This window comes from Pseudarthrobacter sp. TRD_SC_9, assembly GCF_055361265.1.
The window spans coordinates 877,236-902,729 of record NZ_CM143956.1; the positions used below are offsets into that span (position 1 = coordinate 877,236).

Genomic DNA, 25,494 nt, shown 5'->3' on the forward strand with positions numbered 1-25,494 from the left:
GATTATGCCCTGCGGTAGCCGTCGAGCGTGGCGTCGTCGACGTCGTCAAGATTGACCACGATGTTCTCCGGGGTGCGGGCAGTAAGCCACACCAGTTCCTCGGTGACGGACATGTTCGCCTCCACGTGAGGCATAAACGGCGGAACGAACACCCAGTCGCCGGCTTTCATGTCCTGGTATTCCGAGTAGTTCTCGCCGTAGTAGATGCGGCCGTGGCCGCGCAGCACGTAGCCGCCGGTTTCGGCTTCGCCGTGGTGGTGCGGCAGGGAACGGTAGCCGGGAACGTTGGAAACCTGGCCAAACCAGATTTTCGTGGCCGGGGTGTGCTGGATGGAGACACCCGAGACGCGGACGCAGTCGCCGGACTGGGCGGTGTTGGTGTCCTCCTGCCCGGCCTTCGTGACCACGGGGATAACGCGGCCGTCGGCTCCCGCGTAGATCGAATTGTCACCCTCGGTGAGGTATTTGGTGGTGGTATCTGTCATGGCTCTCACTCCTTTGTGCTGGTGGCGGCGACTGGCGTGCGGGAATCTGCACCGCCGTCGGACTGATGGATACGGATGGTGTTGTTCAGGGTTCCGATGCCGGAAATTTCGGTGGTGAGCACGTCGCCATCGCGCAGGAACCGCGGAGGCGTCATGCCCATCCCTACTCCGCCGGGGGTTCCGGTAAGGACCAGGTCTCCGGGCTGCAGGGCGGTGAATTGGGAAATGTAGGAGAGGAGCCGCGCCGGACCGAACACCAGTGTTGCGGTGTTTCCGCTCTGGACCAGTTCCCCGTTGACGTAGCCCTTGACGTCGAAGGAGCCGCCGGCTTCATCAGCGGTAAGCATGACCGGGCCAACAGGGGTGCTGGCGTCCCATGCCTTCCCCTGGAACCACTGCAGCGTCCGGCTTTGCCAGTCCCGCATGGACAGATCATTCGCCACGGTGTAGCCGGCAATTGCTGCCTGTGCCTCTGCTTCGTCCGCACGGTGCAGGCTCGAACCGACGACGACGGCGAGTTCGGCTTCCCAGTCCACCTTGGCGCTGCCGTGAACGTTGATGGTGTCCGTTGCACCCGTAAGCGTGTCCGCGAACTTGGCAAACAGGGTGGGGTAGTGGGGCAGGTCCCGGCCCATCTCCTGGATGTGGTCCCCGTAGTTCAGGCCGCAGCAGATGACCTTTCGCGCCGTGGGCAGCAGTGGTGCGAGCTGGTCTTGTGAGGCTTCGACGGCCGTTCCCTGCGGAGCGTCCGTGGCTGCGGCGGCCACATCCCGCCAGCGGGGATCCGCCAGCAGTTCGCCGATGTTGGCGTAAGGCAGCGGCAGGTACGTGGTGGCACCAACGGCAAGGGCCGCCGTCGTACTGTTCCCACCGGTCCTCAGTGTGGCCAGTTTCATCTGCCGGGGTTCCCTTCACTCGGTATATCGACTTTATTACGGTCGTCACATATGCTCAACGTAGCACGACAGGGATGATCTGGATAGTGCTTTTTGCAGAAGCAGCCATCAACGCCGAATCAGGAGAACATTGTGAACAGGACCATCAACCCCGATTCACTGCCCAAGCCATCCGGGTACGCCCATGGCATTCTTTCCGGAAACACGGTTTTCCTGGGCGGGCAGACGGCCCTGGACAAGGACATGAAGATTGTTGAAGGCGGGATCGTTGAGCAGTTCCGGCAGGCGTTCTCGAATGTCCTGACCACGCTTGAGGCCGCGGGAGGCGAGCCGAAGAACCTGGTCAGCGTAACCATCTACCTCACCGACGTGGATGACTACATGGACAACGGCCGGGAGATAGGCCGCATCTGGCGGGAAATGGCCGGCTCTGAATATCCGGCAATGGCGGGGATCGGCGTCACGCGGCTGTGGCAGAAGGAAGCCCTCATCGAGATCCAGGGCATCGCGGTCATCGGGAGCCACTAGGGGCGTTAAGGTTCGACGGCGGCGGCACTCCGCGGCGGTCTTGCTCCTGTTTCTGCGGACTTCTACAGCTGCGGCGTCGAATCGCGGCCCGAGGACACCATAAGTGTGGTGATTGCATCCACAAGGTTGGCTGGCCAGGGCTGTGACTTGTCGGAGCCCGGGGGTACGTGCGCCACCGTCACGGTTCCAACTGCCGCTGTACCGCCGTCGGACTTTGGGTGCGGGTGGCCGCGGACTTCGAACGCATAGGTCAGCGATGCCCGGCCGAGCTTCCGCACTTCGATGGTGGCCGTCACGAGTTGTCCGAACCAGAGTTTTGACCTGTAGGAGATCTCCTGGTGAACCCTTGGCGCGCTGGGGAAGTAGTCGGGCAGGTCGAGGCTTCTCAAAAGTTCGGCCTCCGCTGCTTCCACCCACCGGATGATGGCGGAATTATGCTGGTGCCCGGAAGCGTCGGTGTCAACCCATTCGACCCGTCGATCGATGCTTGCGTGCCCGGCCAGGGGATTTCGCGATGTCATGGGACTCCCGTACGTGGGAGGCGTGGCACTCCCGTTTATTATGTAAAGTGTGTGACGACCGTTTCTATGGTGCCACAGGCGTTGCCAGTCGAAGCGGGACGCCGGCACCCGTTTGGGCAGGTGGGTCCGGCGCCCAGGTCTAACTCCGAGCAAGCGAGGTGCAAGATGGTGGACGCCGATACTATCTCCGACGCGGCCCCCATGCCGCGCCATCAGCACCTCATTGTGACGGTGTACGGACTGTACGCCAGGGATCACCAGGGAGTGCTCGCGGTCTCGGATCTGATCCGCCTGTTGGGCGACCTGGGTGTGGAGTCAGCCGGCGTGCGGTCCTCAGTGTCCAGGCTCAAGAAGCGCGGGGTGCTGGTTAGCCTGAAGCAGGGCGGTGCCGCGGCGTACAGTCTTGCTCCCGGCCTCGAGGAAGTATTCAAAGCCGGAGATGAACGAATCTTCTCCCCTCGGCGCGCTGAGCACGGCGACGATTGGATGCTGACGTCATTTTCCGTACCCGAGTCCCAACGCCACCTGCGCCACAAGCTGCGCACCATTCTCACGCGCCTGGGCTGCGGGCAGGTTTCCCCGGGACTGTGGATTGCGCCCGGAGGCCTTGCTGGAGAAATCGGCCAACAACTGGAGCGGGCGGGGCTCGCGGAGTACGTTGATCTGTTCCGGGGGGCGCACCTGGGGACGGGCGACGTCAAGGCAAAGGTGAGCCAGTGGTGGGATCTGCAGGCTTTGGACGACCTTTACTCGGAGTTCCTGGTCCGTCATGAGGACGTGGTGGCGCGCTGGTCAGGGGGCCTCGCGGAGGAGCCGGAGACAACAGAGCAACTGCGGCAGGCGTTCGCTGACTATGTTCCAACAGTCACCCAGTGGCGCCGGCTTCCGTACCTCGATCCCGGACTGCCGGAGGAATACCTTCCGGAGGGTTGGTCCGGGCTGGCTGCTGAAGCGCTTTTTGCCCGGGTTCATGCCTTGCTGGGCCCCAAAGCACAGCGCTACGCGCAATCCGTTCTCGGCTCCTGACCCCTTAGTCTGTAGCGCAACTGTTCCGATCGCAAAATAAACACTATAAAAAGCGAGCGGGCGAGACTACAATCAATCCACCTGACGGGCGTCCCCCGGATGTGCTGCACGTATTGCCGCGGCAGTCAAAGTCTCTGTGGTGATAAAGCACCCTGGATTGGAGAGCAATGAGTGAAGAAATCCGTGTATCGGCCTTGGTGGGCCAAACGCTGGCGAAGCTGGGTGTCGGCCACGTATTCGGGGTTGTGGGCAGCGGGAATTTTGACGTCACCAATGCACTCATCAACGAAGGAGTCCCGTTCACAGCCGCCCGGCATGAGGGTGGGGCAGCGACCATGGCTGACGCTTACGCCCGGATGTCCAACCGGGTTGGTGTGGTCAGCACCCACCAGGGCTGTGGCCTCAGCAACGCCATCACCGGTATCGGCGAAGCTGCAAAGAGCCGCACGCCCATGATCGTTTTGGCGGCCGATACCCAGGGCGCCGCAGTCCGCTCGAATTTCAAAATTGATCAGGACGGCTTGGCCCGGAGTATCGGAGCGGTGGCCGAGCGGGTTCATTCCGTTGAGTCCGCGTTCGCGGACACCACCCGGGCCTTCCGCACGGCAGTCAACGAACGCCGGACCGTAGTCCTGAACCTTCCCCTGGACGTGCAGCAGGCCTTTACTCCTGCTTCTGCTGGGAGGCCAGCCCCGCAGCAGTCCCCGCGGCTGCGGCCGGATCCTGCCGCCGTCGAGCATTTTGTCCGGCTCCTCCAGCGAGCGGAACGCCCCGTCTTCGTGGCCGGCCGTGGGGGACGTGGCGCTCGCGATTCGATTCTTGCGCTCGCCGAACACTGCGGTGCCCTGGTGGCCACCTCCGCTGTGGCCAACGGGCTTTTCAATGGTGAGACCTTCAACCTGGGCATTTCCGGAGGTTTTTCGTCCCCGTTGACAGCCGAGCTGATCGCCGGCGCTGACCTGATTGTGGGGTGGGGCTGCACCCTGAATATGTGGACCATGAGGCATGGGCGGCTGATTTCGCCAGGCACTACGGTGATCCAGGTCGACGTCGAAGATTCTTCCCTGGGAGCAAACCGGCCCATCTCCCTGGGGGTACTGGGAGATTCCGCACTGACCGCCGACGATGCCTTGGCTGCCCTGCAACAGCTGCATCCGGCCGCAGCTGAAAAGTACCGGACGGAGTCCAATGCCGTGCTTATCAAGCAGTCATCCCGGTGGCGGGATGTGCAGACACCCGACCTGTCCACCGCGACCTCGATTGATCCCCGTGTGCTCAGCCGCGAACTTGATTCGATCCTTCCGGCGCAGCGTGTGGTGTCCGTGGATTCCGGAAACTTCATGGGGTATCCCAGCCAGTACCTGGCGGTGCCGGACGAGTTCGGTTTCTGCTTTACCCAGGCTTTCCAAGCCATCGGTCTTGGCCTGTACACCGCCATTGGTGCGGCCTTGGCCCAGCCCACGCGGCTGCCCGTCCTGGGCGCCGGCGACGGCGGGTTCCTGATGGGCATCAGTGAGCTGGAAACAGCCGTCCGCCTGAAGCTGCCGCTTGTGTGCATCGTCTATAACGATGCCGCCTACGGCGCGGAAGTGCACCACTTCGCCCATAGCGACGAGAGCGTGAACCTCAGCAGTGTCACCTTCCCGGACACAGATATTGCAGCTATTGCCAGGGGCTTCGGTGCCGACGGCATCACGGTGCGGACGCTGAAGGACCTGCAGCCAGTGGAGGATTGGGTGGCTGCCTACCGGGCCGGAACCCAGGACCGTCCGCTGGTGATCGATGCGAAGATCGCCTCTGACGGTGGTTCCTGGTGGCTTGCCGAGGCGTTCCAGGGACACTGAGTTGGACTCGCCTCGATCGCTTGTGGCTTGTTCGCCTTGCTCGCGCTGAGCCGGCCATTGACCGGCTCCGGTCCAACGGTCACCATGAGACTATGAGCGACTCTGGAGCCGGCACCGCAAGTACCCCCTTGGGCAATGAGGACGACGACGCCGTGGAGGAGGTTGACATCGCTGAGACCGTGGAAAGCATCGCAGAAGACGTCCGCGAAGACATCAAGCTCGGCCACATCCAGGACGACGTAAGCCATGTCCTCGAGGAACGCTTCGAGAAGGCAGGCATTGAGCTGCGGCCCGAAGAAGTCGACGATCTGGCGGAGGAAATTGAACGGGACGCCTCGACCTAGTTCCTATTGGCCTGTGGGTAATCACCCCAGTACCTTCTCGAGGGGCGACGGCGGCACTTGGCGAAGTGCCGCCGTCGAAAGGTTGCTCTGAAGCGCCTGCGCGATCCGGTTAGCGGGCTGAACCGCTATTCGGTGTCGTAGGTGTTGGCGATATAGACATCGCAAGGGGCGTTGTGGGCCACACTGTTGGCGACGCTGCCCAGGAGCCGGCCAATGCCGCGCATCCTGCGGTTGCCCACCACGATCAACCGGGCATCCAGGCGCATGGCTTCCTTGATGAGCGCTTCAGCCGGTTTGCCGCGCGTGGCGGAGTGGGTGATTTCCAGCCCTTCCCCAACGGCCTTGGCCAGCCTCTTGGCTACCATTTCGGCGCTGTCAGCATTGGAAATCTTGACTTGGTCCGATCCGCTGCCGAAGGTCTCGGCACGCTCGATGTCAAAGGCAGTCACCACATGGAGGGAGGCCCCCAACGACGCGGCCAAACCACCTGCAGTCTCCGCGGCCTTCATGGCCGATTCGCTGCCATCAACCCCTACAACGACTACTCCACTCATCGGTGTTGCTCCTTTGCTCTTGCCTGCTCTTGCCATGTGATAGGCGGCCCGGGGCCGTCCAGGGGACAGACTTAAAGTACCGGACTGAGTCGATGAAGTCCTCGTCATGATCCGGCCTTATGGTGGCTCCCCCAAGCCCACCCGGCCGGAACGTGGCCGGTGCCCCATCGGAATCGCCGCCGGCTGGTTCCCGCAGGAACTCCTGTAGCGGTCTATTCCTGGGGTCCGGGCTGCAATGGCAGTACGTTCGCTGCCCTGGCTTTCGCCGCTCTTGGCTACCCGGGTGCGGGAGATGATCGGCGGCGTCTGGTACTCCTTAGGCGCCCGACGGCGGCACCCAACTGGAGTGCCGCCGTCGGGCTTTGCGCCGGTTGACCTCCCTGTAGCCGCCGGCGCAACAAGAAAAGCAACGCGAAAGGGTGCACCTCGCCAGAGGTGCACCCTTTCGTCGTTAGAGGTTCAGGAGGATGCTGCCGTGGCCATGGCAGCCAGGATGGGCGCCATGCTTTCCTGCATGTATTCGGCCACCTCGCTTTGGGTGATGGCGACGTCGAGCACGAACAATCCCCTGGCGCCTGCGGCGAGCCACTCTTTCAGAACCTGAAGGTCAGCGAGCGATCTCATCTTGACCCCGTGCGCGCCCATCGCCCGCCCGATGGCGCTGAAGTCCACCTCCGGTATTTGCATGGCCGTGTCGTCCAGTCCCCGCGCCGCATACTGGTGGATTTCGGCACCGTAGGCGGCATCGTTGAAGACGACCATGACTCCGCTAGAGATGGTGCGGACGGCAGAATCAAGGTCAGCAAGTGCCATCAGGGCTCCGCCGTCCCCGGCAACCAAAACGGTGATCCGGTCCGGACGCGCCACCGCCGCCCCGGCCGCCGCCGGAATGCCCAGGCCGATTGACTGGAAAGCTGTGCCCACCATCATGAGGCCCTGCGGGTCAGGTGCCTTGCAGTACATGGGGATCCAACCGCAGAAGTGGCCGCCGTCCTGAACGATGGTCCGTTCGGCAGGCAGGAGCGAATCGAGCTGCTGGGCGACGGCGCGGGGATTCAGCCGGCCGTCGGCCGCAAATTCTTCTGCGGGTTGTACTTCCGAGAAGGAAGCCAGGGCCACCTCCGGGTGCCTGCTCCGCCAGCCATCAACCACGGGGGAGACTGCTGCCGTCAGCGACCGTGCCATTGATGCGGCATCCGACTGAACAAAGCAGGTGACCCTGGGGTTGCTAGCAGCGTGCAGTTCATCGATCTGCACAACTTCGGCTTCGTCTGAAAAGAGGGAGCCGTAACGGGTCTGGAAGGCGTTGAGGCTGGCGCCAACAACGAGGACGACGTCGGCTGTGCGCATGAGATGCAGCGGCACATTCCGGGCAAAGCCTCCTGCGATGCCAAGGTCCCAGGGCGTTTTGAGGTAGTTGCGTGCCATCACTGAGGTGGCAAAGAGGGCCCCGATCTTGTCACCCAATTCCACGAGGTGCGCGCCCGCGCCGGAGAGGACGGCGCCGTTGCCGGCCAGGATGAGGGGCCGCGTGGCCCGGTTAAGCAGCGCCGCAACGCGGTCTACCATGACGGGATCCGGGGCTGTCCGGGGAACAGGCGGCTGCTCTGTTACTGGTTCCTGGGGCCCTGCGGGTTCACTCGAAAGGTCATAGGGGATGGATAGAACTACCGGGCACCGGTCACGGCGGGCCGTCGCCCAGGCTTCTTCGGCGACGCGGGCGGCGTTTCCTGCAGCGACCGTAAGCGTGAGAACCTCCAGGCCCCGGGCGACCATCAACTGGTCGATGTCCCAGGGCCGCGGCCCCGTGCTGGGGGCTTCACCCACCACCACGATCATCGGTGTCCGTGCTTTAGCAGCCTCTGTCAGGGCGGTCAAAGCATTCGTGAAGCCTGCCCCATAGGTCACTGTTGCCACAGCGATCTTGCCCGATGCCCGGTAGTAGGCATCTGCCATGGCCACAGTTCCGGCTTCATGCCGGGCACTGATGTACGGCAGGCCGCGGCTGGTGAGGTTGCTGGTGAAGAAGGCGTTGCCGTTGCCCATCAGGCCAAATACGGCCTCGGTGTGCTGTGCGCAGACCTCGGCAACGACGTCGGAGACGTTAAGGTGCTCAGTCAATGTCAATTCCTCGGGGTTAAGGCAGCGGGGCCAGCAGGCCCGCGGCCTGACGGGCTACGTCCAGGACTCGGTCGTTGGCGTCCGGCGTTCCGATGGTTATGCGGATTCCTTCTTCGGGAAAGGCCCGGATGGACAGGGCGTTTTCCTCGAATAAGGCTGCCAGGGCGGACGTTCGCCCGCCGCTGTCAAGCCAGAGGAAATTGGCTTCGGACGGCACTACGGGAAGACCGGCGTCACGCATTGCGGAATACATGCGGCGGCGTTCGGCAACGAGAACTTCGATCCGTTCCTGGAGTTCGCCCTCCGCTTCCAGGGAAGCCAGTCCGGCCTGCTGGGCCAGTGCCGTGACGCCGAAGGGGACAGCAACCTTGCGGAGGGTGGTGACCAGCTCCGGCGCGCCGATGGCATAGCCCAGGCGCAATCCGGCGAGCCCGTAGGCCTTGGAAAAGGTGTGCAGGACTGTCACGTTGGGATATTTGCGGAACATGTCAATCCCGACGGCGGTGCCCGGGTCGCGGTTGAAGTGGACGTAGGCCTCATCCAGCACCACCACCACGTCCGAAGGAACTGACTGGATGAAGGTGTCCACTGCCTGCGCCCTAACAACAGTGCCTGTGGGGTTGTTCGGGTTGCAGATGAAAATGACCTTCGTCCGCGGCGTCACTGCCGCGGCCATCGCAGGTAGGTCGTGGCCGCCGTCGGCTGCCAGCGGAATCGGCTGGGGTGTGGCGCCTGCTGCTGTGGCCAGAAGCGGGTACGCCTCGAAGGACCGCCAGGGGAACATCACGTAGTCGCCCGGGTTGGTGACAGCGTGGATGATCTGGCTGGCGACCTCAACGGATCCGGCGCCGAGTGCCACGTTCTCCGGTGAAACTCCCCAGCGCCCTGCGATGGCACTGGTGAGGTGCTCGGCAGCCATCTCCGGGTAGAGATTGATGCGGGTTACGGCACCGGCAACGGCCGCGAGCACCGAGGGCAAGGGCGGATAGGGGTTCTCATTGGCGGAGAGTTTGAAGGCCTGAAGGCCATCGATGTCCCGGGGGGCCTTTCCTTGGCGATAGGGCGGAAAATTCTCTAGTCCGGCGCGGTGCGGGATGTTCATGGTTCTCCTGGGGTGCGGAGTAGATGGGAGAATGGAGCGCAGGAGCGCTTGTTTTTCCGACAGTAAGTAGCGCTCATCACATACACAAGCTGCATGCTCAGCGCCGGACAAACTGCTAGGAGTGACGTGCCTCACGCCCTTTGTGGTGCGCAAGCTGCTCAGGTTCTTTCCGGTATGTTGCCCGCGCCCCCTTTGAGTGACTAGCGTCATTCCAGGACGCCCGCCGGGTGAATGACCGGCCGGGCATCCCATATTCCTTCGAGGTGGATCACGCGTCCGCCTCCCGACTCTGATGAGGCATCTGCATGGACACTGCTGTTACTGCAACCACTGCTGCACCCCCTGATGGGCGGCCCGGGCTGGGCCGGTCCATGAATTCACGCCAGCTGACCATGATGGGGCTGGGCAGCGCCATCGGTGCCGGGCTGTTCCTGGGGTCCGGCGTCGGCGTCCAGGCGGCAGGGCCGGCCGTGCTCCTCTCTTACCTGGTCGCCGGCACACTCGTCATCATCGTGATGCAGGCCCTGGGCGAGCTGGCCGCAGCGAACCCCAGTTCGGGGGCCTTCTCCGTCTACACGCAGAGGGCCTTCGGAAAAACCGCCGGGTCAACCGTCGGATGGCTTTGGTGGTTCCAGCTGGTTGTGGTGATTGCAGCCGAAGCCATCGGCGCCGCAGCCCTCCTGGCGTCCGTGTTCCCGGGCCTGTCAGTGTGGCTCCTGTCCCTGCTGTTTATCGGCGTCTTCTCGGTCATCAACGTCGCGGGCGTGAAGAACTACGGAGAGTTCGAGTTCTGGTTCGCCATCCTCAAGGTCGCCGCCATCATCTTGTTCCTCTTCATCGGCGCTGCCCTGATCTTCGGCTGGCTGCCCAATACAAATTCCCCCGGGCTGACCAACATCTTTGATAACGGCGGGTTCGCGCCGGCGGGCTGGCCCGGAATTGCCTCCGCCCTTCTCGTGGTGGTCTTTGCCTTTGGTGGAACGGAAATAGTCAGCGTGGCCGCGGCGGAGACCGCTGATCCAGTCCGCAGCGTAGGCAAGGCAATCCGCACGGTTGTTTGGCGGATCATGGTCTTCTACATCGGTTCACTTGCCATCATCGTGACCGTCGTGCCCTGGGATTCTGAAGAGCTCAATTCTCCGTTCGCCGCAGTCCTCTCTGTTGCCCGGATTCCGGGGGCGGAGACGGCCATCATCCTGGTGGCAGTTGTGGCCCTGCTTTCGGCCCTGAACGCCAACCTCTACGGTGCCTCGAGAATGATCTACTCGCTGGCTGAGCGCGGCGACGCGCCCAGGCTGCTGCTGCACCTCAACAAAGCGAAGGCGCCCGTTGTTGCTGTGCTGGTATCGGTGGCGGTAGGGATTGTCTCCACCGTGTTGGAACTCTTCTTTCCGGAGCGGATACTGCCGGCACTGCTGAACCTCGTGGGGTCAACCGTCCTTCTGGTGTGGGCCTCGGTGCTTTTGTCCCAGTTCGTCCTTCGACGGCGGGCGGACCAGGCCGGCCAGGCCCTCACCTTGAGGATGCGGGCCTTTCCCTACCTGACCATCGCCGGAATGGTGATCCTCGCAGCCATCCTCGTCCTGACCTGTTTCGACCCCGTTGCCAGGACGCAGCTCCTGTCCACCATCGCACTCACCGCGGGTATCGCCGTCGCCTGCAAGGTAGCGGCAGGTTCCCGCGGCAAGTCAGAACGGGATGTTGAGGTCAGGTAGCCGCAGCCTCCAGGAGGGGCAGCGTCCTGCCCTGGAAATGGGTGTTCAGGACGATCACCGAGGATGAACGAAGAATCGTTTTCGTCGCGATCATGGCGTCGAGCACACGCTGCAGATCCGAATTGGACCGGGCCACGATGCGCACCATCAGGTCAAAACTCCCGGAAACAGTGTGTATCTCCATTAGTTCAGGAATCCCGGCGAGGACTGCGACCACTGCGTCGTGGCCCATGTCCTGATTGATCGTCAGCGAGCAGAAGGAGACCACCGGGAAACCGAAACGGGCCGGGTCCGGTTGCGGCACCCAGGATTCGATGACGCGGTTCTCCACCATCTTGTCCAGGCGGGACTGGACGGTGGCGCGGGAAATCTTGAGAATCCGCGAAGCCTCCAGCACCGATGACCTCGGTGAGTCGGTAAAGAATCTTACAATTCTGGCATCCACGCCGTCGACTGACACCACAGGCCTTACCTCCATTGGTAGTTCTGCCGCAGAATGCATGCTGTCCTGCTGAAAACGTGGCAATCTGCTCACTGCTTTCAGAGTGTAGTACGGCAAGCCTGTGCAGTACGAGCGGCAGCAAAAGCAAAGCGGACGACGGCGGGAGGTTCCGCCGTCGTCCGCTTTGCTTTGCCGGGGCTTACTGTTCTTCGGCAGGGCTTTCGGAGAAGGTAAACAGATCCTCGATGCGGCAGTTGAAGGTCCTGGCAAGGCGGAACGCAAGCGGAAGCGAAGGATCAAAGCGCCCCCGTTCTATGGAGATGATGGTCTGCCGCGAGACGCCAACGCGCTCGGCCAGCGCTGCTTGTGAAAGGCCATCTTCTGCACGGAGCTGCGCAATGTTGTTTTCCATCACGCGTTGCGGTGGCGTAGGACCCTGTAGCGTACGGCCAAGCTGAGTGCCGCAAGGGTGGCCGTGCCCATGAGTGCGGCTGTTCCGCTGAGCGGCATCCCGCTCAGGGCAACAACGGCACTGCCTACTCCGGCCAGCAGGAAGACGTCGGTGAGGGCGCCAAACCCTGCCTGGTGGAGCCAGGAGATCTCGACGCCCTGTTCCGCCTGCGGCTCCACTTGCACTGTGTACCGGGAGACGAACAGCATCCACATCAGGGCACCTGTGGGCCCCAGCAGGGAAAAGCCGAACACGGGGAAGGCTACGGCGAAATTGTCCGGGTAGACAACGCGGGCGATCAGGGCGGCTGCGCCAAAAGACGCCGCCAGTGACAGTGCGATGGTGGCTGCCCAGGCATTGAACGGAGCGCGGGGTTTCGAGGTATTGGCCATGGCGGGATCCTTTGGAGGTGGGCAGTACGGGTTCGTTCCTCCATCATTAGTCAAGCACGCTTTACAGTCAAGTACGCTTTACACCCCCTGTTCCGAGTGTGGTGCTGGTTCCAGCCAAGGGACACCTGCCGTTCACGGCGATGAAACCGCAGTGTCCCCGCTTGTTGGTCCATGGCTGGAAGGCTCCTTCAGGCACCCTCCCGCCCGGCGCCGCAAATCCGGGTGGTGAACCCTGAGCCGTATCCGAGGAGAACCCTGTGTTCCTGAAAAGCGCCATTACCGCCCTTGTGGCCGTCACGTCCCTGACTGGAATCGCCGCCCCGGCAACCGCCGCCAACGCACCAGGGCCCGTGGTCCTGGGCCAGCCGCTTGCAGCCGCCCACGCCCACAACGACTACGAGCACGACCGCCCGCTCTTCGACGCCCTCGAGCACGGTTTTACCAGTGTCGAGGCCGATGTCTGGCTGGTGGACGGCGAACTGCTGGTGGCGCACGACCTTGAAGACGTCCAGCCGGGCGTGACGCTGGAAAGCCTCTACCTGGATCCCCTAGAAGACCTGGTGCGCCAGCGGGGCCACAGTGTCTACCCGCAGTGGGACGGCAGCCTCCAACTGCTGATCGACATCAAGAGCGAGGCCGAAACCACCTATGCCGCCATCGAGCAGGAACTCAGCGAACACCCGGCCATCATGAGCCGCTACATCAACGGCAAAACCAAAACCGGCCCGGTTACGGCAGTGGTGAGCGGGAACCGGCCCCTGGCCACCATGGAAGCGGCGGACAAGCGGTTCGCGTTCTATGACGGCCGCTCCGGTGACCTCAACACCGGAAGGTCCGCGGGCCTGATGCCCCTGGTCAGTGACAACTGGACCAGGCTCTTCAGCTGGCGGGGCGTCGGACCCATGCCCGAGTCCGAGCGTGCCAAACTCCAGGCATACGTGGAAACCGCCCACGCCGCCGGCTACCGGGTCCGCTTCTGGGCCACCCCTGACCAGGCTGGCGCGGCCCGGGAGGCTGTGTGGACGGAGCTCCACAAGGCCGGAGTGGACCACATCAACACCGACGATCTGCCGGCGCTGGAACAGTTCCTCGCCGCCCGCACGCTTTAAGAGACCCCACCAGAAACAGGAGCACGTCCATGCGTTCAAAGACGACCAAAATCACGACGGTGGCACTCGCCCTTGCGCTCGGCCTCCTGGCGTCGTCGCAGCCCGCCAACGCAGCTGAGGCAGCCGAGACAGCCAAAGCATCCGGTGTCTCCACCAGCTCCACCGGCCAGGCGTTCACCTTCGGCGTCATTGGCGACATTCCCTACGGCGCGGCCGAAATCGCCAAGTTCCCGTCCCGCATCCAGGACATCAATGCAGATGCCGCCCTGAACTTCGTTGCCCACGTGGGCGACATCAAAAACGGCTCAACGGTTTGTTCGGATGAGTACTTCGCCCACATCCGGGCACAGTTCGACGCCTTCGAGCACCCGCTGGTCTTCACCCCGGGCGATAACGAGTGGGTGGACTGCCACCGCACCAACAACGGTGCCTACAACCCCCTCGAGCGGCTGGACAAGCTCCGGGAGCTCTTCTTTGACGAGCCCGGAAAGACCTTGGGCGCCACGATGCCGGTCAAGACCCAGGAGAGCCTTGGGCTTCCGGAAAACGTCCGCTTTACCCAGAACCGCGTCGCCTTCTCTGTGGTCAACATCCAGGGCAGCAACAACTCACTCCAGCCGTGGAGCGGCCTGGGAGAATCAGCTCCCACGCCGGAGCAGCTCGCCGAAGTCCGGCACCGCACGGGCGCCGTCCTGGAACAGATCCGCAGCACCTTTGCTGACGCCGAACGCCGCAACGACCGCGCCGTGGTGCTGATGACGCAGGCGGACATGTTCGACCCGTCGCTGCTTGCCGCTGCCACCGCCGACCCCGAAATGGTCTCCGGATTCCGCGAGATTGTGGCGGCAATCATTGACGAGACCAACCGCTTCGACCGCCCGGTCTACCTCATTAACGGCGACAGCCACGTCTTCGCCGAGAACCGGCCGCTGTCAGAGGGCTCACCGTGGCTGAACATCTACGGGCAGTCCGCCGCAGATGACCTGCAGCGCATCACGGTTGACGGCTCCGCCAACGCCACCAACTATGTCCGGTTCTCGGTGGCCGGGAACAATGCCGATGGCACGGACATCCTGACTTGGGAGAAGGTCACCTTCAGCCAGTAGCCACAAGGGCAAAGCGGACGACGGCGGGAGGTTCCGCCGTCGTCCGCTTTGTTTTGTCAGCCCTCGAGTAAGCCTCCGCTGGCCCAGCGCCGCACGGCCTGGACCTCGGCGGCGTCGAACTCCAGGAGTGCCACCCGGCAGAGTTCCTCCACGTTCGCGGTCCAGGCGGCGGCCAATTCTTCGGCCGTCACCGTGTCGCTGAGCTGGAAATTGACGTAAGCCAGGCCCTGAAGGACGAAGTTCACGGCGTTGCGCGAGACCGGCTGGCCGGCGTTCACACAGTCGTCCCGCACCGCACGGGAGAGCTCAGTGCGGTTTGACAGGTTCTCGCGGAGCCTCGCCTCCAGGGAGCGGAACATCTGCCGGAACTGGGCTTCGGAAAGTGCCGGCACGTCCGTGACCCTGGTGACCTGCTCCTCGACGCCGGGCTGGAGATCCGCAGGTGAGGGCAGATCCTCGCCGGAGAACCTCCGGCCGTCCCAGACCCAGCCGCCCTGGACAGGTGAGTACTCCACCCACTGGCCGATTTGGGCCACCCATGAGCCGAACTTCCCGTAGCCGCCCCAGTCATTCTTCAGGGAGGGGTCGGCCACCAGGGCGCGGTGCGCCACCATCGCGCCAACTACCGGCCCGGGCGCGGAGTGCACAAACTCGATGACCTCGTGGACGGCCGGGGAAACGGCCTTGACCTTGGCCTTCGCCGCGGCGGCAGGAGTCTGATCCCCGGACGCCACGGGATGGATCGACTCCACCGCGGTGCCGTTAATGATCGCCACGAAGTCGTGCGCCTCCACCACATGGTCCGCCATCTCCCGGTACGCAAAGGCCACGGCGCCGGCGGCGATGACGGTGGTCATCCGGTCGGCCGCCCGGAATCGCTGGACCAGGGAGGTGAAGTCGGCGTCAGCCGAGGCGATAAAGAATTCTTCTATGCCGCCACCGCCGGACAGGGCATCCATGGCATCTAAAACCAGATTGATATCCGTGCTGCTCTTGCCGCGCTGCGTCAGCGAGGGGCAATCAATTACCCGGAAGCCCGCACGGGTCCAGTAGGTCCGGTACTTGGAGTACACCACCGGGTTCAGGTAGCAGTTGCGGATCAGGAAGCGGCGGGTAGCCTCACCGGAGCCTCCCGCAGACAATGCATCCGCCCAATGTTTGGGGTCCTCGGCAAACCGTTTTGCCGCCATTGGGTCAAGAGCCTGCAGGCCCGTGTAAACGTTGTCGAAATCCACAAACATGGCGGCGCGGATGCCTGGCCGCCGGGAGGGAATCAGTGCCTCGTCCATGGGCTAAGTGTGCCAGCAACCTCAGCCTCGAGCGACGGTTTGCTCTTCGAGACCTTGGAACCGGGCAATGTCAGGACGAACAGGCTGCCAATGATCATGCCCGCACCGATCCATGCGGGCAACGGAAGCCGTTCGCCCACGATCACCACGGCCAGAAGGGCGGCCACCACCGTCTCCGTCAGTGAGATTGTGGTGGCCGTGCTGGCTCGGACGCGCGCCAGGCCCCAGCCGAACAGGACGTAGCCGGCAAACATCGGAACAACTGCCATGTAGATGCCGACGGCCAGGTTTTGCCAGGATGCTGTCAATGGCGCCCCGGTGACGACCAACACGGGCATCAGCAGCAGGCCACCGATCCCGAAGATGGACCCCATGGCAGCCGCCGACGGCACCCCGGTGTTCATGAGCCGATGAGCGGCCCAGGAGTAGATGGCATACGTCAGACCCGCGAACAGTCCCAGACCGATCCCGGCAACCGTGGACCAGGCGGACGTGGAGGCGCCATTGCTGTGTCCGGCGTCCGCGAAGCACAGCAGAAGCGCCCCGGACACTCCCAGGGCAGCACCCGCTGCCCACTTGCGCGTGAAAGGCCGCTTATCCACCATCCGCTCCACCACTGCAGACGCCAGGGGAGCGGAACCGATGGAAACCACTGTGCCCACCGCAACGCCGGCCAGATGCATCGATGAGTAGAAGGCCAGCGGATAGGTTGCTACTGCGACGGCACCCAGGGCGAGTGTCCGCCACCGGCTTTGCAAGAGCGATGAAAATGCCGCGATAGGTCGGGCCGCTATGGACGCCTGCAGCAGCCCGCCGAACCCCATGGCCACCGCGCCGATTGCCAGTGGGCTGACCTCCGGAGCGAATGTGGCAGCGGTGCCGGTGGTTCCCCACAGGACCGATGTGGCCAGGACGAACATCGCGCCCCAGGTGCTCCCGCTGAACCTGCCCTGTTTGACAGCCCCGGAACTCACGCGGCGTCCAGCATGGCTGCCGCGAGGCCGCGCGCCTCGCGCAGGCACCGATCTGTGCCTTCCAGTCCGGCACGGGCCATGGACCCCTCCAGCAGGAATGCCAGATGCCGGGCCATCGGTACGGCGCGGTCCCGGGGGAAAAGTTCTGCCAGCGGGTCCAGCAGCAGTGTTTCAACTTCTCCCTTGTGGCGACGTACAGCATCCCGGCCCGGTTCACCGGCGGGCAGTTCTGCCGCGGCGTTCAGCAGACCACACCCCCGGAAGCCATGGTCATAGGCCATGTTCGCGTGATCCGCGTAAGCGTCGAAAACTGCGAGGACCCGATCGCGGGGGCTGCCGGCCTCGGCCAGCCTTGCCCGGTACAGGCCAAGCCATTCCTCATGACGGGCCGTCAGGTACGCAGTTACCAGCTCAGACTTCGACGCGAAGTTGTTGTACAGGCTCTTCTTGGCCACCCCCGCCTCAGCCGTGATGGCGTCGATTCCGGTTCCAGCGAGGCCGTTGGCATAAAACCGTCGTGCCGCCGCGTCAAGGATGGCCTCCCGGGCAGGCCGCCGCCGGGTGGCGGCCACCGGGAGAGTTTCAGGCATCATTTTCTCCGTGTGTCGCTTGGTTATGGTAGGTAGCGCAGTCTACCTACTTGCTACTGCCCTTCGGGACGTTTCAATCCCGGCGCTGACCGGTGTGCCTTCTGTTCGCCGTCGTTGTCCGACGGTAGCGGCACCGGGGGAACCGCTGCACCGTTGCGGCGCCGGACAACGAGGAGCGCGGTTCCCGCACCCAGCAGCACTATCAGGCCCCCGCCGGCAATGGACCAGCGCGCTCCGAGTTCGGTGGCAACCCAGCCAATCAGTGGGGCGCCCAGGGCGGTGCCGCCATGCAGCACTGAGAGGTAGAACGCCATCACCCGGCCGCGGAACTGCGGATCCACGGAGAGCTGAATGCGTGTGTTGCAGCTGTTGAGAAACGTCATTAAGGCAAGGCCCACCAACGCCAGAACAGCGGCATACGTCCAATACGACGGCGCGACGCTGGCGACCAGCGAGAAGAACCCCAGCCCCAATGCCCCACCCAGCAGGACCCGAAGCCGGGGGAATGGCCTGCTGGCGGCGAGCAAGGCGGCCGCCAGCGTCCCGACTGCCATGATGGTGCCAAGGAGCCCGAACTCGCCCGGGCCCACGCCGAACTCAGCCGTTGCCATCAGCGCGTTGGTCACCTGGAAGTTCATGCCGAACGAGGCCACCAGGGCAACAAGGATCAGAATCAGTACGAGCTCCGGGTTGACCCGTACGTACCGCAGGCCCTCAGAAACCTGGTGCTTCCCACGGGCGGCGGGTGTGGACGGAAACAGCTGCGCCCCGCGTATCCGGGCCAGCGAGATGATCACGGCCAGGAAGCTGGCTGCGTTGAGCAGGAAAACGGGTCCGGTGCCGATCCAGGCAATGAGCAGGCCGGCGATGGCAGGGCCGGCCAGCCGGCCTGCGTTGAATGAGGCCGAGTTGAGCGCCACGGCGTTGGGAAGGTCTTTATGGCTCACCACTTCGGAGACGAACGCCTGCCGGGCGGGGCCGTCGAACGCGCTGGCCACGCCAAGGCCCAGGGCAGCCACATAAATTTGCCACAACTGCGCCGATCCCAGCACTACCAGGAGGCCCACTACCAGCGCGCAGATGCCCATGGCGGTCTGGGCCCACACCAGGATGCGCCGTTTGCTGTGTCGGTCCGCCAGCAGGCCGGCATAGGGGCCCAGGATCAGCATGGGCAGGAACTGTAATCCGGTGGTGATGCCGACGGCCGTGCCGGAATGGTCGGTCAGGACGGTGAGCACCAGCCAGTCCTGGGCAACCCGCTGCATCCAGGTGCCGATGTTGGAGACCAGGGCGCCGCCAGCCCACATCCGGTAATTGCGGTTTTCCAGGGCGCGGAACGTGGTGATCACCTGGCACTCATTTCCAACATCAGCTGCGCCGCCCGGCTTAGGATCAGGCGGTCCTCGTCGCTCAGCACGGCTACCCGCTGGGCGAGCCAGGCGGTGCGGTGGCTGCGGGCCTCGTCAATTACCGTTTCGCCGGCGGCGGTGATGGACAGCAGGACCTGGCGGCCATCGTCCGGGTGGCCGGTACGCGTTACCAAGCCCTGTTCGGCGAGGGCGTTGGTGATCCGGGTCATCGATGGTGCCTGGACGTTTTCGAGTTGTGCAAGTTCGCGCAGGGTGCGGGAACCCTTCTGAAGGTGGGTCAGCGCCGCGTACTGCCCGGGCGAGACGAAGTCGCCGCTCGCCTCGGTGCGCAGCCTGCGGGAGGTCCGCATGATAGCGATCCGCAGGTCGATCGCGAGCATGTCTGGGCGGGTGTGCTCCGTGGAGTTCCACGTTTCCTTGGCCTGGCTGCCATTCGTCATGGAAGGTCTCCGATTTTCGTTAGCTTTGATAATTAGCGTTGCTAACGATTATTCCGCAGGATCGGGGAAATCTCCAGCGGGGCGGTGCCGCCGTCGTCTGCTCTTCTTGTTCTTGGGCTACTGGCGCCGGGGTTTCACCGGATACCGCAGCACGGTCCGCTGTTTTTCCGGAGGCACCCGCCGGAAGTCGGTCACGTAGATTTCGTGATGCAGGCCGTTATATGCGAGCCCACGCTCGTCCATGAACTGCTCCATGATGCGCACGGAGTCCGGCTCGGTGTTGAAGGGCCCGTGGTGCATCATCTGCACGCATTGCCCTTCGTCCAGTTCCTTGTAATGGACCTTCCCGATGGCCTCGTTGTCCGGCTTTTTGGCGGCTGCCGTGGTTTTCGCCGCGTTCAGAGCCTCCTCGCTGACGAAGTCCGGGAGACGGATCAGCAGCGTCCAGCTCCATTCCTCGCGCGGCACCTCGGCAGCCGGCAAATGGACGTCGAACCACCACAGACCCTCCTGCCTGGCCACAGTGAAATCCTGCCCCTGGGCCTTCGCAGCAAACTTCGCGGCGTAGGCCACCGGGTACAAAGCCTCCATGGCCGCGGCGTGCTCAGGACCGCCGGGAGCGCCGCGTCCATTGATGGACACGTAGGGAATCGTCCCGAAGGAAGCCAGGACCGGCCGGTTCGGAGGGTTGTAGTAGTCCGGATGCTGCAGTCGGAGGTCCGTTTTCACGGCAGGTCCCTTCATGGCGGCTACGTTGCTGACAGCCAGAGTTTAGTGTTCGTTCTGCACATGCCGCAGGTCCCGGACAAGGTACGGCGTGTACTTGTATCCCGTGGCCGTGTTCTACGCTTCCATGGAAGTAGACAAAGCACCCCCGAAAGCGAGTTACCCGAAATGCTTCCGCTATCCCGCATCCTGCAGATCAGCAGTTCGGTGGACGCGCAATGGCGCAGCCCGACTGCCGATGCCGTCGCAGCAGCCTGGGGCATACCCGCCGGATCCGCACGCTGGTTGAGGTCCAGCGCCAGCCATGTGTTCATAGTTCCGCCCTCATCTGGCCACGGGGAAGCAACCTATCTCCGGTTCGCGCCTGCTGCCACCCCGGCCGCAGGGAAGCTCGAAAATAGTGCACAGTTCATGCCAGCCTGGACGGAGCGTGGCCTTGGCTCGGTCAGTCCGCTGCCCAGTATCAACGGGCGCCTTACGGAAAGCATCAGCACGCCGATGGGCGAAGCCACCGCCATGCTGGTTCCCGAAGCGCCTGGAGCGGAAATCGAAGTTTAGGCGCTGACTGAAGCCCAGGCCTCAGCGTGGGGGAGTGCACTGGCCGGGATTCATCGCAACGGTGCAACCGGTGCAGGCAGGAACGAACGGGCCGAAAATTACGACGGCGGCACTCACCCCCGGGGGCTGGACGTGCAGGCCGGCTTTGGTGACAGTGATCTGACTGACGCTGTGAGAAATGTCGCAGACAAGATTGCTTCGCTGGACCCTGCTTTCCATTCCCGTGGGATGTGCCACGGTGACTTCGAGCTCGACAACCTCAGTTCAGTTCCGGTGGCGTATCATTCTTTGATGTCGATGAAGCCCACTACGGATTCTTCGCGGGCGATGTCGCCCTGGCCGTGTGCGACCTGACCGGCGTTACGCCCGGCACCCGCGGGCATCCGGGCCTGCTGGCTGCCTTTCTTTCCGGCTACCGGAGCCGCCGTGCCTTCACCGTGGAGGAGGAACGCAGCCTGCCGCTCCACTCGCTGGCTGCTTCGGCAAGGTTGCTCGTGCATCTCGAAGGAGTGCTGGACGCGGGTGCAAATATGGGTGATCCGGAGTGGCTGCGGGAACTGCATGCAACGCTCCAGCGGCATCGGCAATGGCACATCCAACGCCTGCTCGAACGGTAGGGGTTGGGAATATCCGCAAGATGCTGTACGTTGCAGACGCGACAAGGCAAGAACTAGAGAAAAGAGTTGCACCGAATTGGCAGCCGATTACGACGAACTCCGGTCAGACGTTAAGGAGTCCCAGGACAAGTCCCTGGAGGCCCTGCGTTCCGCGAATACGCCAGATGCCCGCAGCGTGGTCCTGGAGCTGGATGAAGCGGACAATGTTGACGGGGTCAACCTTCCCGGCGACTTCATCGCCGAGGAACTGGTTGTCCAGGTCATCCCGCAAGCCAGCGACGAGTTCACCTGCTGGTCCTGCTTCCTGGTCCGCCACCGCTCCCAGCTCGCCCGGGAAAAGAACGGCCATGCGTACTGCGTGGAATGTGAAGGCTAAAACCTGATCCAACCCATGATCCCTCCCGCCGGCTGGCACCATCAGCCGGCGGGAGGGATTTTTTTGGCTGCCCCAGGACTAACCGCGGGACGGGCGGGCTGTCACACAGCTGTGTAACCGCCGTCCACAAGGTAGTAACCGCCGGTTATGAAGGACGCCTCATCGGATAGGAGGAAGCTGACCAGGTGCGCCACTTCCTCGGCGGTGCCGAGCCGGCCCAGTGAGTGTTTGGCCGCAAGGGCGTCGCGGACCTCCTGACTGAGACTGTTCTCAACCAGCGGGGTCCTGATGTAGCCGGGCCCCACAGCGTTGATGCGCAAGCCCTGGGCGCCGTATTCGGCCGCAGCGTTCCGGGTGATCCCCACTACGCCGTGCTTGGCAGCTGTGTAGGCACCATTGCCAGGGGCGGCCACAGAACCATGGATGGAGGCCATGTTGACGATGGCGCATTTGTCGCCGCCGGCTTTGAGCATCTCCGGAATCTGGTACCGCATGCCGTAAAGCACGCCATTGAGGTTTGCCGATGACCTTGTCCCATTCCTCCAAATCGGTTTCACCTGCCGGCGCCTGCTTGCCGCCAATGCCCGCGTTGTTGACCGCCAGGTGCAGCGAACCGTAAGTGTCGACGGCGTGACGCACCACCATCTCCGCGTCTTCCTTTTTGGCGGTGTCCTGCCGTACTGCAGAGGCCTTTGCGCCGGCGTCGAGAATTTCCTGGACCACCCGCTGAGCCGCCTCCAGGTTGATGTCCGTCACCACAACGCTGGCGCCCTTGGCCGCGAGTTCCTTGCTGACTGCCTCGCCGATTCCTGAGCCGCCTCCCGTGACCAAGGCGACCTTGTCCGTGAACTGTGCCATTTTCGGTTCCTTCCGGTTGTGCGGCGCAGAGGTTCCGGGGCGCCTCGATACCCGTCATGGGGCCACGATTTGAGTCTAGCCAGGAGGGCCTACGGCACAAGGTCAGGTTCAGGGTTCAGCGAGTGCCAGGGTGATCGCCGGTGTGGTGACCGGTCCACCGCACCGGGCCGTCCCACCCGTCCTGGTCCACACCAGGGCGTTCTCCTGCTCGGCCAGCACGGTGCCGTCTTCCGCGAGGGCGCGGACAGACACATGCTCGGGATGCGGCCCAGGGATGAAGGTGAAAACCCAGGTGTCGGCGTCGGTCCTGGTGCCGTAGTAGGACGGGGAGGGCTCGGGAGCCGGCGTGGGACTTGCCCTGGCGTCCAGGGATTCCTGAACAATTATTCTCGGGGGAGCTGACGGCGACTCTGAAACCGAGCAAACCTCGCCAGCGCAGATCTGGACTTCGTCGACGGTAGTGGCATCCCCTTCAAGATTCACCGTGAGGGTGCTGACATAGCCAATCGTGGTGCAGGCGTTACTGCAGCCCGAAAGGGGAAAGCTGACCGCCAACGCCGCGGCCCCGAGGATCCCCCAACCCATCTTCATGGTTTGAGTCTATGGGGCCGCGGCGCTGGACACGGGCCAGAGCGGGGACATACCGTCGGCTAGTACACGTCGGCATCTGGCAGTGCGGGTTGCCGGCGCACCTCCGGCCCACCGAGGAGATGGCTGTGCCGAAAGTTGCGCGGTTCCTGCTCCTGCCGTTTGTCATGCTCGCGGCGATCACGGCTGCGCAGCCAATCCCGACCGCACCGCCGCCAATTTCGTCGCCATCGCCGCCCACCTCCATGGCAGCCTTGGGCGACTCCATTACCCGGGCCCTGGCAGTGTGTTGTTCGAACAGTGACAACTCGCTGCACTCATGGTCCACCGGACAGGGCCCCGGCGACGGCGTCAGCAGCCACTATGAGCGGCTGATAAGGCTGGAACCCGCCATCGCTGGGCGCAACCACAACAACGCCGTCAGCGGGTCCAGAGCCAGGCACCTTCCGGACCAGGCCACGATGGCCGTGGAGCAGAACGTGGAATACGTGACCATCCTGATCGGAGCAAATGACCTCTGCGCCTCGTCTGCAACCACGATGACGTCCGAGGCGGAATTTGCTGCGCACATCGAGACCGCTTTGGCGACGCTCGACCGAGGAATACCGAGGGCCCGCATCTTCGTCAGCAGCATCCCGGATCTCTACCAACTCTGGGAGGCTTTGGAAAACAACGCCGCTGCACGCGAGGCATGGTCCCGCGGCACCTGCCCGTCGATGCTTGCTGCCGGCAACACCGAAGAGCAGCGGCAGTTGGTGGTCAAGCGGAAACTCGCGTTCGACCAGATCCTTGCCGACGAGTGCTCCCGGTACAAGAACTGCCGTTGGGACAACAACGCTGTGCACGGCTTCAAGTTCTCGGCAAGTGACGTCAGCGTGCTCGATTACTTCCATCCGAGCCTGGAGGGCCAGGCGCGTCTGGCTGATCTCACTTGGCAGGCGTCATGGTGGGGCAGCCAGCAGTAATGGGTTGTTGGTGCCCCGCCGCAGAATCGGCAGACGCTTCTGCCCCTCGGCGTTCAGCTCAACCAACAAAAAACCCCGCACCGTCGCGATCAAACGACTGTCCGGGGTTCTTCTTACGAGCTTCCTATCAGAATCGAACTGATGACCTTTCATTACAAGGTGACCAGTTCGCCTGTTTTGGAGCTTTTTCCCGACCTGGCCGACGCCGCGTGATGGCCGAAATGCAGGCACAATCTCACCACCAGTCACATCAGCCGCGTGCTTAACATCACGAGCTGAAATGCGGCTATTTGTCCATTCGCGGTTGTATTAGGCGTGAGGATTAACCATCGTGAGGGACGAACCGGAAACACTCGATGACTTGTTGGATACCTGGGCAATGTGGCAGCGGGCAGCAGGGCTGAGCCTGCGGACCATTACAGAGCGTGCCCAAATTGTGGCGGGCCTGTGTGGCGAAGCGCCGCCTTTGCTGATTAGCCGCGTTGACGTGGTGCGCTTCCTTGGCAAGGAGGGGCTGAAGGCATCGACCCGGGCGACCTACCACACGGCCTTGCGCGCTTGGTACAAATGGCTGGTTGAGATGGAATTGACTGTTGACTCTCCGATGGCAAAGGTGCCCACTCCCAAGCGGCCCAAAGGCGTGCCGCGCCCGGTGCGGACGGATGAACTGGGGCGGTTGCTGGAGGTCACAAAAACGCCCCGAGCGCGGGCTATGGTCCTGCTTGGAGCGTTGGCCGGCTTGCGTATTCACGAGATAGCCAAGTTTGACGGCGGGGATATAGATCGCGGGGCCGGCATGCTGACGGTCACAGGCAAAGGTTCCAAAACTGCCAACATTCCGCTTCATCCAGACCTTGCCGAGGTTGCTGAGCTAATGCCCGAGCGGGGGCCGTGGTTCCCGTCCCAGAGAGACCGGACGCGCGCCGTAGGGCCACAGGCCGTTGGGGTGGCAATCAGTAGGGCCATGGAGCGGGCTGGGGTCAGAGGCACACCGCACATGCTTCGACACTGGTATGGAACCACTTTGATGGAGTCAGGCGCGGACTTGCGCACAGTGCAGGAGCTACTACGGCACGAGAGTCTTGCTACCACGCAGATTTACACGCGGGTATCGTCCACAGCACGAACAGCGGCGGTGAGCAGGCTTGAGCTGCCCACCGCCGCATAGTCTTAGCGGGAGGTCAGGACGCCGCCTATTGCGGTGATCAGGCCGGCGAGGGCGGTCACGAGGGCGGTTCCTACGGTGCGGACTACCCAGCGGTTCCCGTCCTCTAGGTCCTTGATGGCCTGGTCCTGCAGCTTCTCGCGTTCGGCGTGAAGCTTGCTCCGCTCGATCCGGGTGGCTTCCATCCGGGCAATGTCATCCCACGTTGGCCGTTTGGTTACGGCCTCGCTGATACCGGCCAGCGCGTCGCTTTGGTCTTTCACGAGCCGGTAGACCTCGCCCAGCGTGATTTCTTTGATGGTAATCGGGTCGGTATAGGTCACGGTCATTCCTTAGGATCGA

Annotated in this window: 29 protein-coding genes and 1 pseudogene; 11 read left to right on the plus strand and 19 right to left on the minus strand. The window is 63.4% G+C overall.

Features of this window, described 5'->3' with window-relative positions; translation table 11 throughout:
• Positions 1-2: 2 nt before the first annotated feature.
• Positions 3-485 (minus strand): cupin domain-containing protein, encoded by a 483-nt coding sequence (locus ACWA13_RS04175; protein WP_463936916.1) that lies wholly within the window; start codon positions 483-485, stop codon positions 3-5.
• A 5-nt stretch (positions 486-490) separates the two neighbouring features.
• The gene (locus ACWA13_RS04180) at positions 491-1,381 is read right to left on the minus strand and encodes a fumarylacetoacetate hydrolase family protein (protein WP_463936917.1); all 891 of its coding nucleotides are present in this window, start codon (positions 1,379-1,381) and stop codon (positions 491-493) included.
• 129 nt (positions 1,382-1,510) lie between these two features.
• On the opposite strand from ACWA13_RS04180, the gene ACWA13_RS04185 reads away from it, so the two are divergent.
• Positions 1,511-1,909, plus strand: coding sequence for a RidA family protein (locus ACWA13_RS04185; protein WP_463937819.1), 399 nt, complete (start codon positions 1,511-1,513; stop codon positions 1,907-1,909).
• 62 nt (positions 1,910-1,971) lie between these two features.
• Here ACWA13_RS04185 and ACWA13_RS04190 read toward each other — a convergent pair whose 3' ends face one another.
• Positions 1,972-2,430 (minus strand): acyl-CoA thioesterase, encoded by a 459-nt coding sequence (locus ACWA13_RS04190; protein WP_463936918.1) that lies wholly within the window; start codon positions 2,428-2,430, stop codon positions 1,972-1,974.
• Positions 2,431-2,595: 165 nt separating this feature from the next.
• On the opposite strand from ACWA13_RS04190, the gene ACWA13_RS04195 reads away from it, so the two are divergent.
• The 3 genes from ACWA13_RS04195 to ACWA13_RS04205 all read left to right on the plus strand — a co-directional run bounded on the left by ACWA13_RS04195 (position 2,596) and on the right by ACWA13_RS04205 (position 5,644).
• Positions 2,596-3,456 carry a PaaX family transcriptional regulator gene (locus ACWA13_RS04195; RefSeq protein WP_463936919.1) on the plus strand — a complete coding sequence of 287 codons (861 nt, stop codon included), beginning with the start codon at positions 2,596-2,598 and terminating at the stop codon, positions 3,454-3,456.
• Between the two features lie 167 nt (positions 3,457-3,623).
• On the plus strand, positions 3,624-5,300 hold the full coding sequence (locus tag ACWA13_RS04200; RefSeq protein ID WP_463936920.1) for a thiamine pyrophosphate-binding protein: 1,677 nt from the start codon (positions 3,624-3,626) through the stop codon (positions 5,298-5,300).
• A gap of 92 nt (positions 5,301-5,392) precedes the next feature.
• A complete protein-coding gene (locus ACWA13_RS04205; RefSeq protein WP_463936921.1) occupies positions 5,393-5,644 on the plus strand; it encodes a hypothetical protein in 252 nt (83 codons plus the stop codon).
• Positions 5,645-5,769: 125 nt separating this feature from the next.
• Here ACWA13_RS04205 and ACWA13_RS04210 read toward each other — a convergent pair whose 3' ends face one another.
• The 3 genes from ACWA13_RS04210 to hisC all read right to left on the minus strand — a co-directional run bounded on the left by ACWA13_RS04210 (position 5,770) and on the right by hisC (position 9,421).
• Positions 5,770-6,198 (minus strand): universal stress protein, encoded by a 429-nt coding sequence (locus tag ACWA13_RS04210; RefSeq protein WP_463936922.1) that lies wholly within the window; start codon positions 6,196-6,198, stop codon positions 5,770-5,772.
• 459 nt (positions 6,199-6,657) lie between these two features.
• Positions 6,658-8,319: a thiamine pyrophosphate-binding protein gene (locus ACWA13_RS04215; RefSeq protein ID WP_463936923.1), complete on the minus strand. Its 1,662-nt coding sequence runs from the start codon at positions 8,317-8,319 to the stop codon at positions 6,658-6,660.
• A gap of 16 nt (positions 8,320-8,335) precedes the next feature.
• Positions 8,336-9,421 (minus strand): histidinol-phosphate transaminase, encoded by a 1,086-nt coding sequence (gene hisC, locus ACWA13_RS04220; protein ID WP_463936924.1) that lies wholly within the window; start codon positions 9,419-9,421, stop codon positions 8,336-8,338.
• A 305-nt stretch (positions 9,422-9,726) separates the two neighbouring features.
• On the opposite strand from hisC, the gene ACWA13_RS04225 reads away from it, so the two are divergent.
• Positions 9,727-11,136, plus strand: a complete 1,410-nt coding sequence (locus ACWA13_RS04225; RefSeq protein ID WP_463936925.1) for an amino acid permease — start codon at positions 9,727-9,729, stop codon at positions 11,134-11,136.
• Here ACWA13_RS04225 and ACWA13_RS04230 read toward each other — a convergent pair.
• From ACWA13_RS04230 to ACWA13_RS04240, 3 genes are all read right to left on the minus strand, one after another.
• Positions 11,129-11,596, minus strand: coding sequence for an Lrp/AsnC family transcriptional regulator (locus ACWA13_RS04230; protein WP_463937820.1), 468 nt, complete (start codon positions 11,594-11,596; stop codon positions 11,129-11,131). The two genes, ACWA13_RS04225 and ACWA13_RS04230, sit on opposite strands and share 8 nt — an antisense overlap.
• Before the next feature lie 181 nt (positions 11,597-11,777).
• The gene (locus ACWA13_RS04235; protein WP_463936926.1) at positions 11,778-11,990 is read right to left on the minus strand and encodes a helix-turn-helix transcriptional regulator; all 213 of its coding nucleotides are present in this window, start codon (positions 11,988-11,990) and stop codon (positions 11,778-11,780) included.
• Complete coding sequence (locus ACWA13_RS04240) at positions 11,990-12,421, minus strand: hypothetical protein (RefSeq protein ID WP_463936927.1); 432 nt, start codon at positions 12,419-12,421, stop codon at positions 11,990-11,992. Before ACWA13_RS04240 ends, ACWA13_RS04235 begins: the two co-directional genes overlap by 1 nt.
• Before the next feature lie 257 nt (positions 12,422-12,678).
• On the opposite strand from ACWA13_RS04240, the gene ACWA13_RS04245 reads away from it, so the two are divergent.
• Entirely contained in the window at positions 12,679-13,530 is an 852-nt protein-coding gene (locus ACWA13_RS04245; RefSeq protein ID WP_463936928.1) for a phosphatidylinositol-specific phospholipase C/glycerophosphodiester phosphodiesterase family protein, read from the plus strand.
• A 29-nt stretch (positions 13,531-13,559) separates the two neighbouring features.
• The gene (locus tag ACWA13_RS04250; RefSeq protein ID WP_463936929.1) at positions 13,560-14,636 is read left to right on the plus strand and encodes a hypothetical protein; all 1,077 of its coding nucleotides are present in this window, start codon (positions 13,560-13,562) and stop codon (positions 14,634-14,636) included.
• 56 nt (positions 14,637-14,692) lie between these two features.
• Here the strand turns inward: ACWA13_RS04250 and ACWA13_RS04255 are convergent, their stop codons facing one another.
• The 6 genes from ACWA13_RS04255 to ACWA13_RS04280 all read right to left on the minus strand — a co-directional run bounded on the left by ACWA13_RS04255 (position 14,693) and on the right by ACWA13_RS04280 (position 20,028).
• Positions 14,693-15,925, minus strand: a complete 1,233-nt coding sequence (locus ACWA13_RS04255) for an NYN domain-containing protein (RefSeq protein ID WP_463936930.1) — start codon at positions 15,923-15,925, stop codon at positions 14,693-14,695.
• Complete coding sequence (locus tag ACWA13_RS04260) at positions 15,910-16,845, minus strand: DMT family transporter (protein ID WP_463937821.1); 936 nt, start codon at positions 16,843-16,845, stop codon at positions 15,910-15,912. The genes ACWA13_RS04255 and ACWA13_RS04260 overlap by 16 nt, the downstream gene beginning before the upstream one ends.
• A 50-nt stretch (positions 16,846-16,895) precedes the next feature.
• Complete coding sequence (locus tag ACWA13_RS04265; RefSeq protein ID WP_463936931.1) at positions 16,896-17,489, minus strand: TetR/AcrR family transcriptional regulator; 594 nt, start codon at positions 17,487-17,489, stop codon at positions 16,896-16,898.
• 53 nt (positions 17,490-17,542) lie between these two features.
• The gene (locus ACWA13_RS04270) at positions 17,543-18,838 is read right to left on the minus strand and encodes an MFS transporter (RefSeq protein WP_463936932.1); all 1,296 of its coding nucleotides are present in this window, start codon (positions 18,836-18,838) and stop codon (positions 17,543-17,545) included.
• On the minus strand, positions 18,835-19,299 hold the full coding sequence (locus ACWA13_RS04275; RefSeq protein ID WP_463936933.1) for a MarR family winged helix-turn-helix transcriptional regulator: 465 nt from the start codon (positions 19,297-19,299) through the stop codon (positions 18,835-18,837). Before ACWA13_RS04275 ends, ACWA13_RS04270 begins: the two co-directional genes overlap by 4 nt.
• A gap of 117 nt (positions 19,300-19,416) precedes the next feature.
• Entirely contained in the window at positions 19,417-20,028 is a 612-nt protein-coding gene (locus tag ACWA13_RS04280) for a GyrI-like domain-containing protein (RefSeq protein ID WP_463936934.1), read from the minus strand.
• 165 nt (positions 20,029-20,193) lie between these two features.
• On the opposite strand from ACWA13_RS04280, the gene ACWA13_RS04285 reads away from it, so the two are divergent.
• The gene (locus tag ACWA13_RS04285; protein WP_463936935.1) at positions 20,194-20,583 is read left to right on the plus strand and encodes a hypothetical protein; all 390 of its coding nucleotides are present in this window, start codon (positions 20,194-20,196) and stop codon (positions 20,581-20,583) included.
• A 281-nt stretch (positions 20,584-20,864) separates the two neighbouring features.
• On the opposite strand, the gene ACWA13_RS04290 is transcribed toward ACWA13_RS04285, so the two are convergent.
• Positions 20,865-21,146 (minus strand): hypothetical protein, encoded by a 282-nt coding sequence (locus tag ACWA13_RS04290; RefSeq protein ID WP_463936936.1) that lies wholly within the window; start codon positions 21,144-21,146, stop codon positions 20,865-20,867.
• A gap of 130 nt (positions 21,147-21,276) precedes the next feature.
• Between ACWA13_RS04290 and ACWA13_RS04295 the strand changes: the two genes are divergently transcribed.
• Positions 21,277-21,576 (plus strand): DUF4193 domain-containing protein, encoded by a 300-nt coding sequence (locus tag ACWA13_RS04295; RefSeq protein WP_330188298.1) that lies wholly within the window; start codon positions 21,277-21,279, stop codon positions 21,574-21,576.
• Between the two features lie 101 nt (positions 21,577-21,677).
• Here the strand turns inward: ACWA13_RS04295 and ACWA13_RS04300 are convergent.
• Positions 21,678-22,434 (minus strand): annotated as a pseudogene (locus ACWA13_RS04300) (SDR family NAD(P)-dependent oxidoreductase).
• Positions 22,435-22,542: 108 nt separating this feature from the next.
• Positions 22,543-23,025 carry a hypothetical protein gene (locus ACWA13_RS04305; RefSeq protein ID WP_463936937.1) on the minus strand — a complete coding sequence of 161 codons (483 nt, stop codon included), beginning with the start codon at positions 23,023-23,025 and terminating at the stop codon, positions 22,543-22,545.
• Between the two features lie 125 nt (positions 23,026-23,150).
• On the opposite strand from ACWA13_RS04305, the gene ACWA13_RS04310 reads away from it, so the two are divergent.
• Both ACWA13_RS04310 and ACWA13_RS04315 read left to right on the plus strand, forming a co-directional pair.
• Positions 23,151-23,987 (plus strand): SGNH/GDSL hydrolase family protein, encoded by an 837-nt coding sequence (locus ACWA13_RS04310; RefSeq protein ID WP_463936938.1) that lies wholly within the window; start codon positions 23,151-23,153, stop codon positions 23,985-23,987.
• A gap of 331 nt (positions 23,988-24,318) precedes the next feature.
• Positions 24,319-25,155 (plus strand): tyrosine-type recombinase/integrase, encoded by an 837-nt coding sequence (locus tag ACWA13_RS04315; protein ID WP_463936939.1) that lies wholly within the window; start codon positions 24,319-24,321, stop codon positions 25,153-25,155.
• A 2-nt stretch (positions 25,156-25,157) separates the two neighbouring features.
• Here ACWA13_RS04315 and ACWA13_RS04320 read toward each other — a convergent pair whose 3' ends face one another.
• Positions 25,158-25,475 carry a hypothetical protein gene (locus ACWA13_RS04320; protein ID WP_463936940.1) on the minus strand — a complete coding sequence of 106 codons (318 nt, stop codon included), beginning with the start codon at positions 25,473-25,475 and terminating at the stop codon, positions 25,158-25,160.
• Positions 25,476-25,494: the final 19 nt, after the last annotated feature.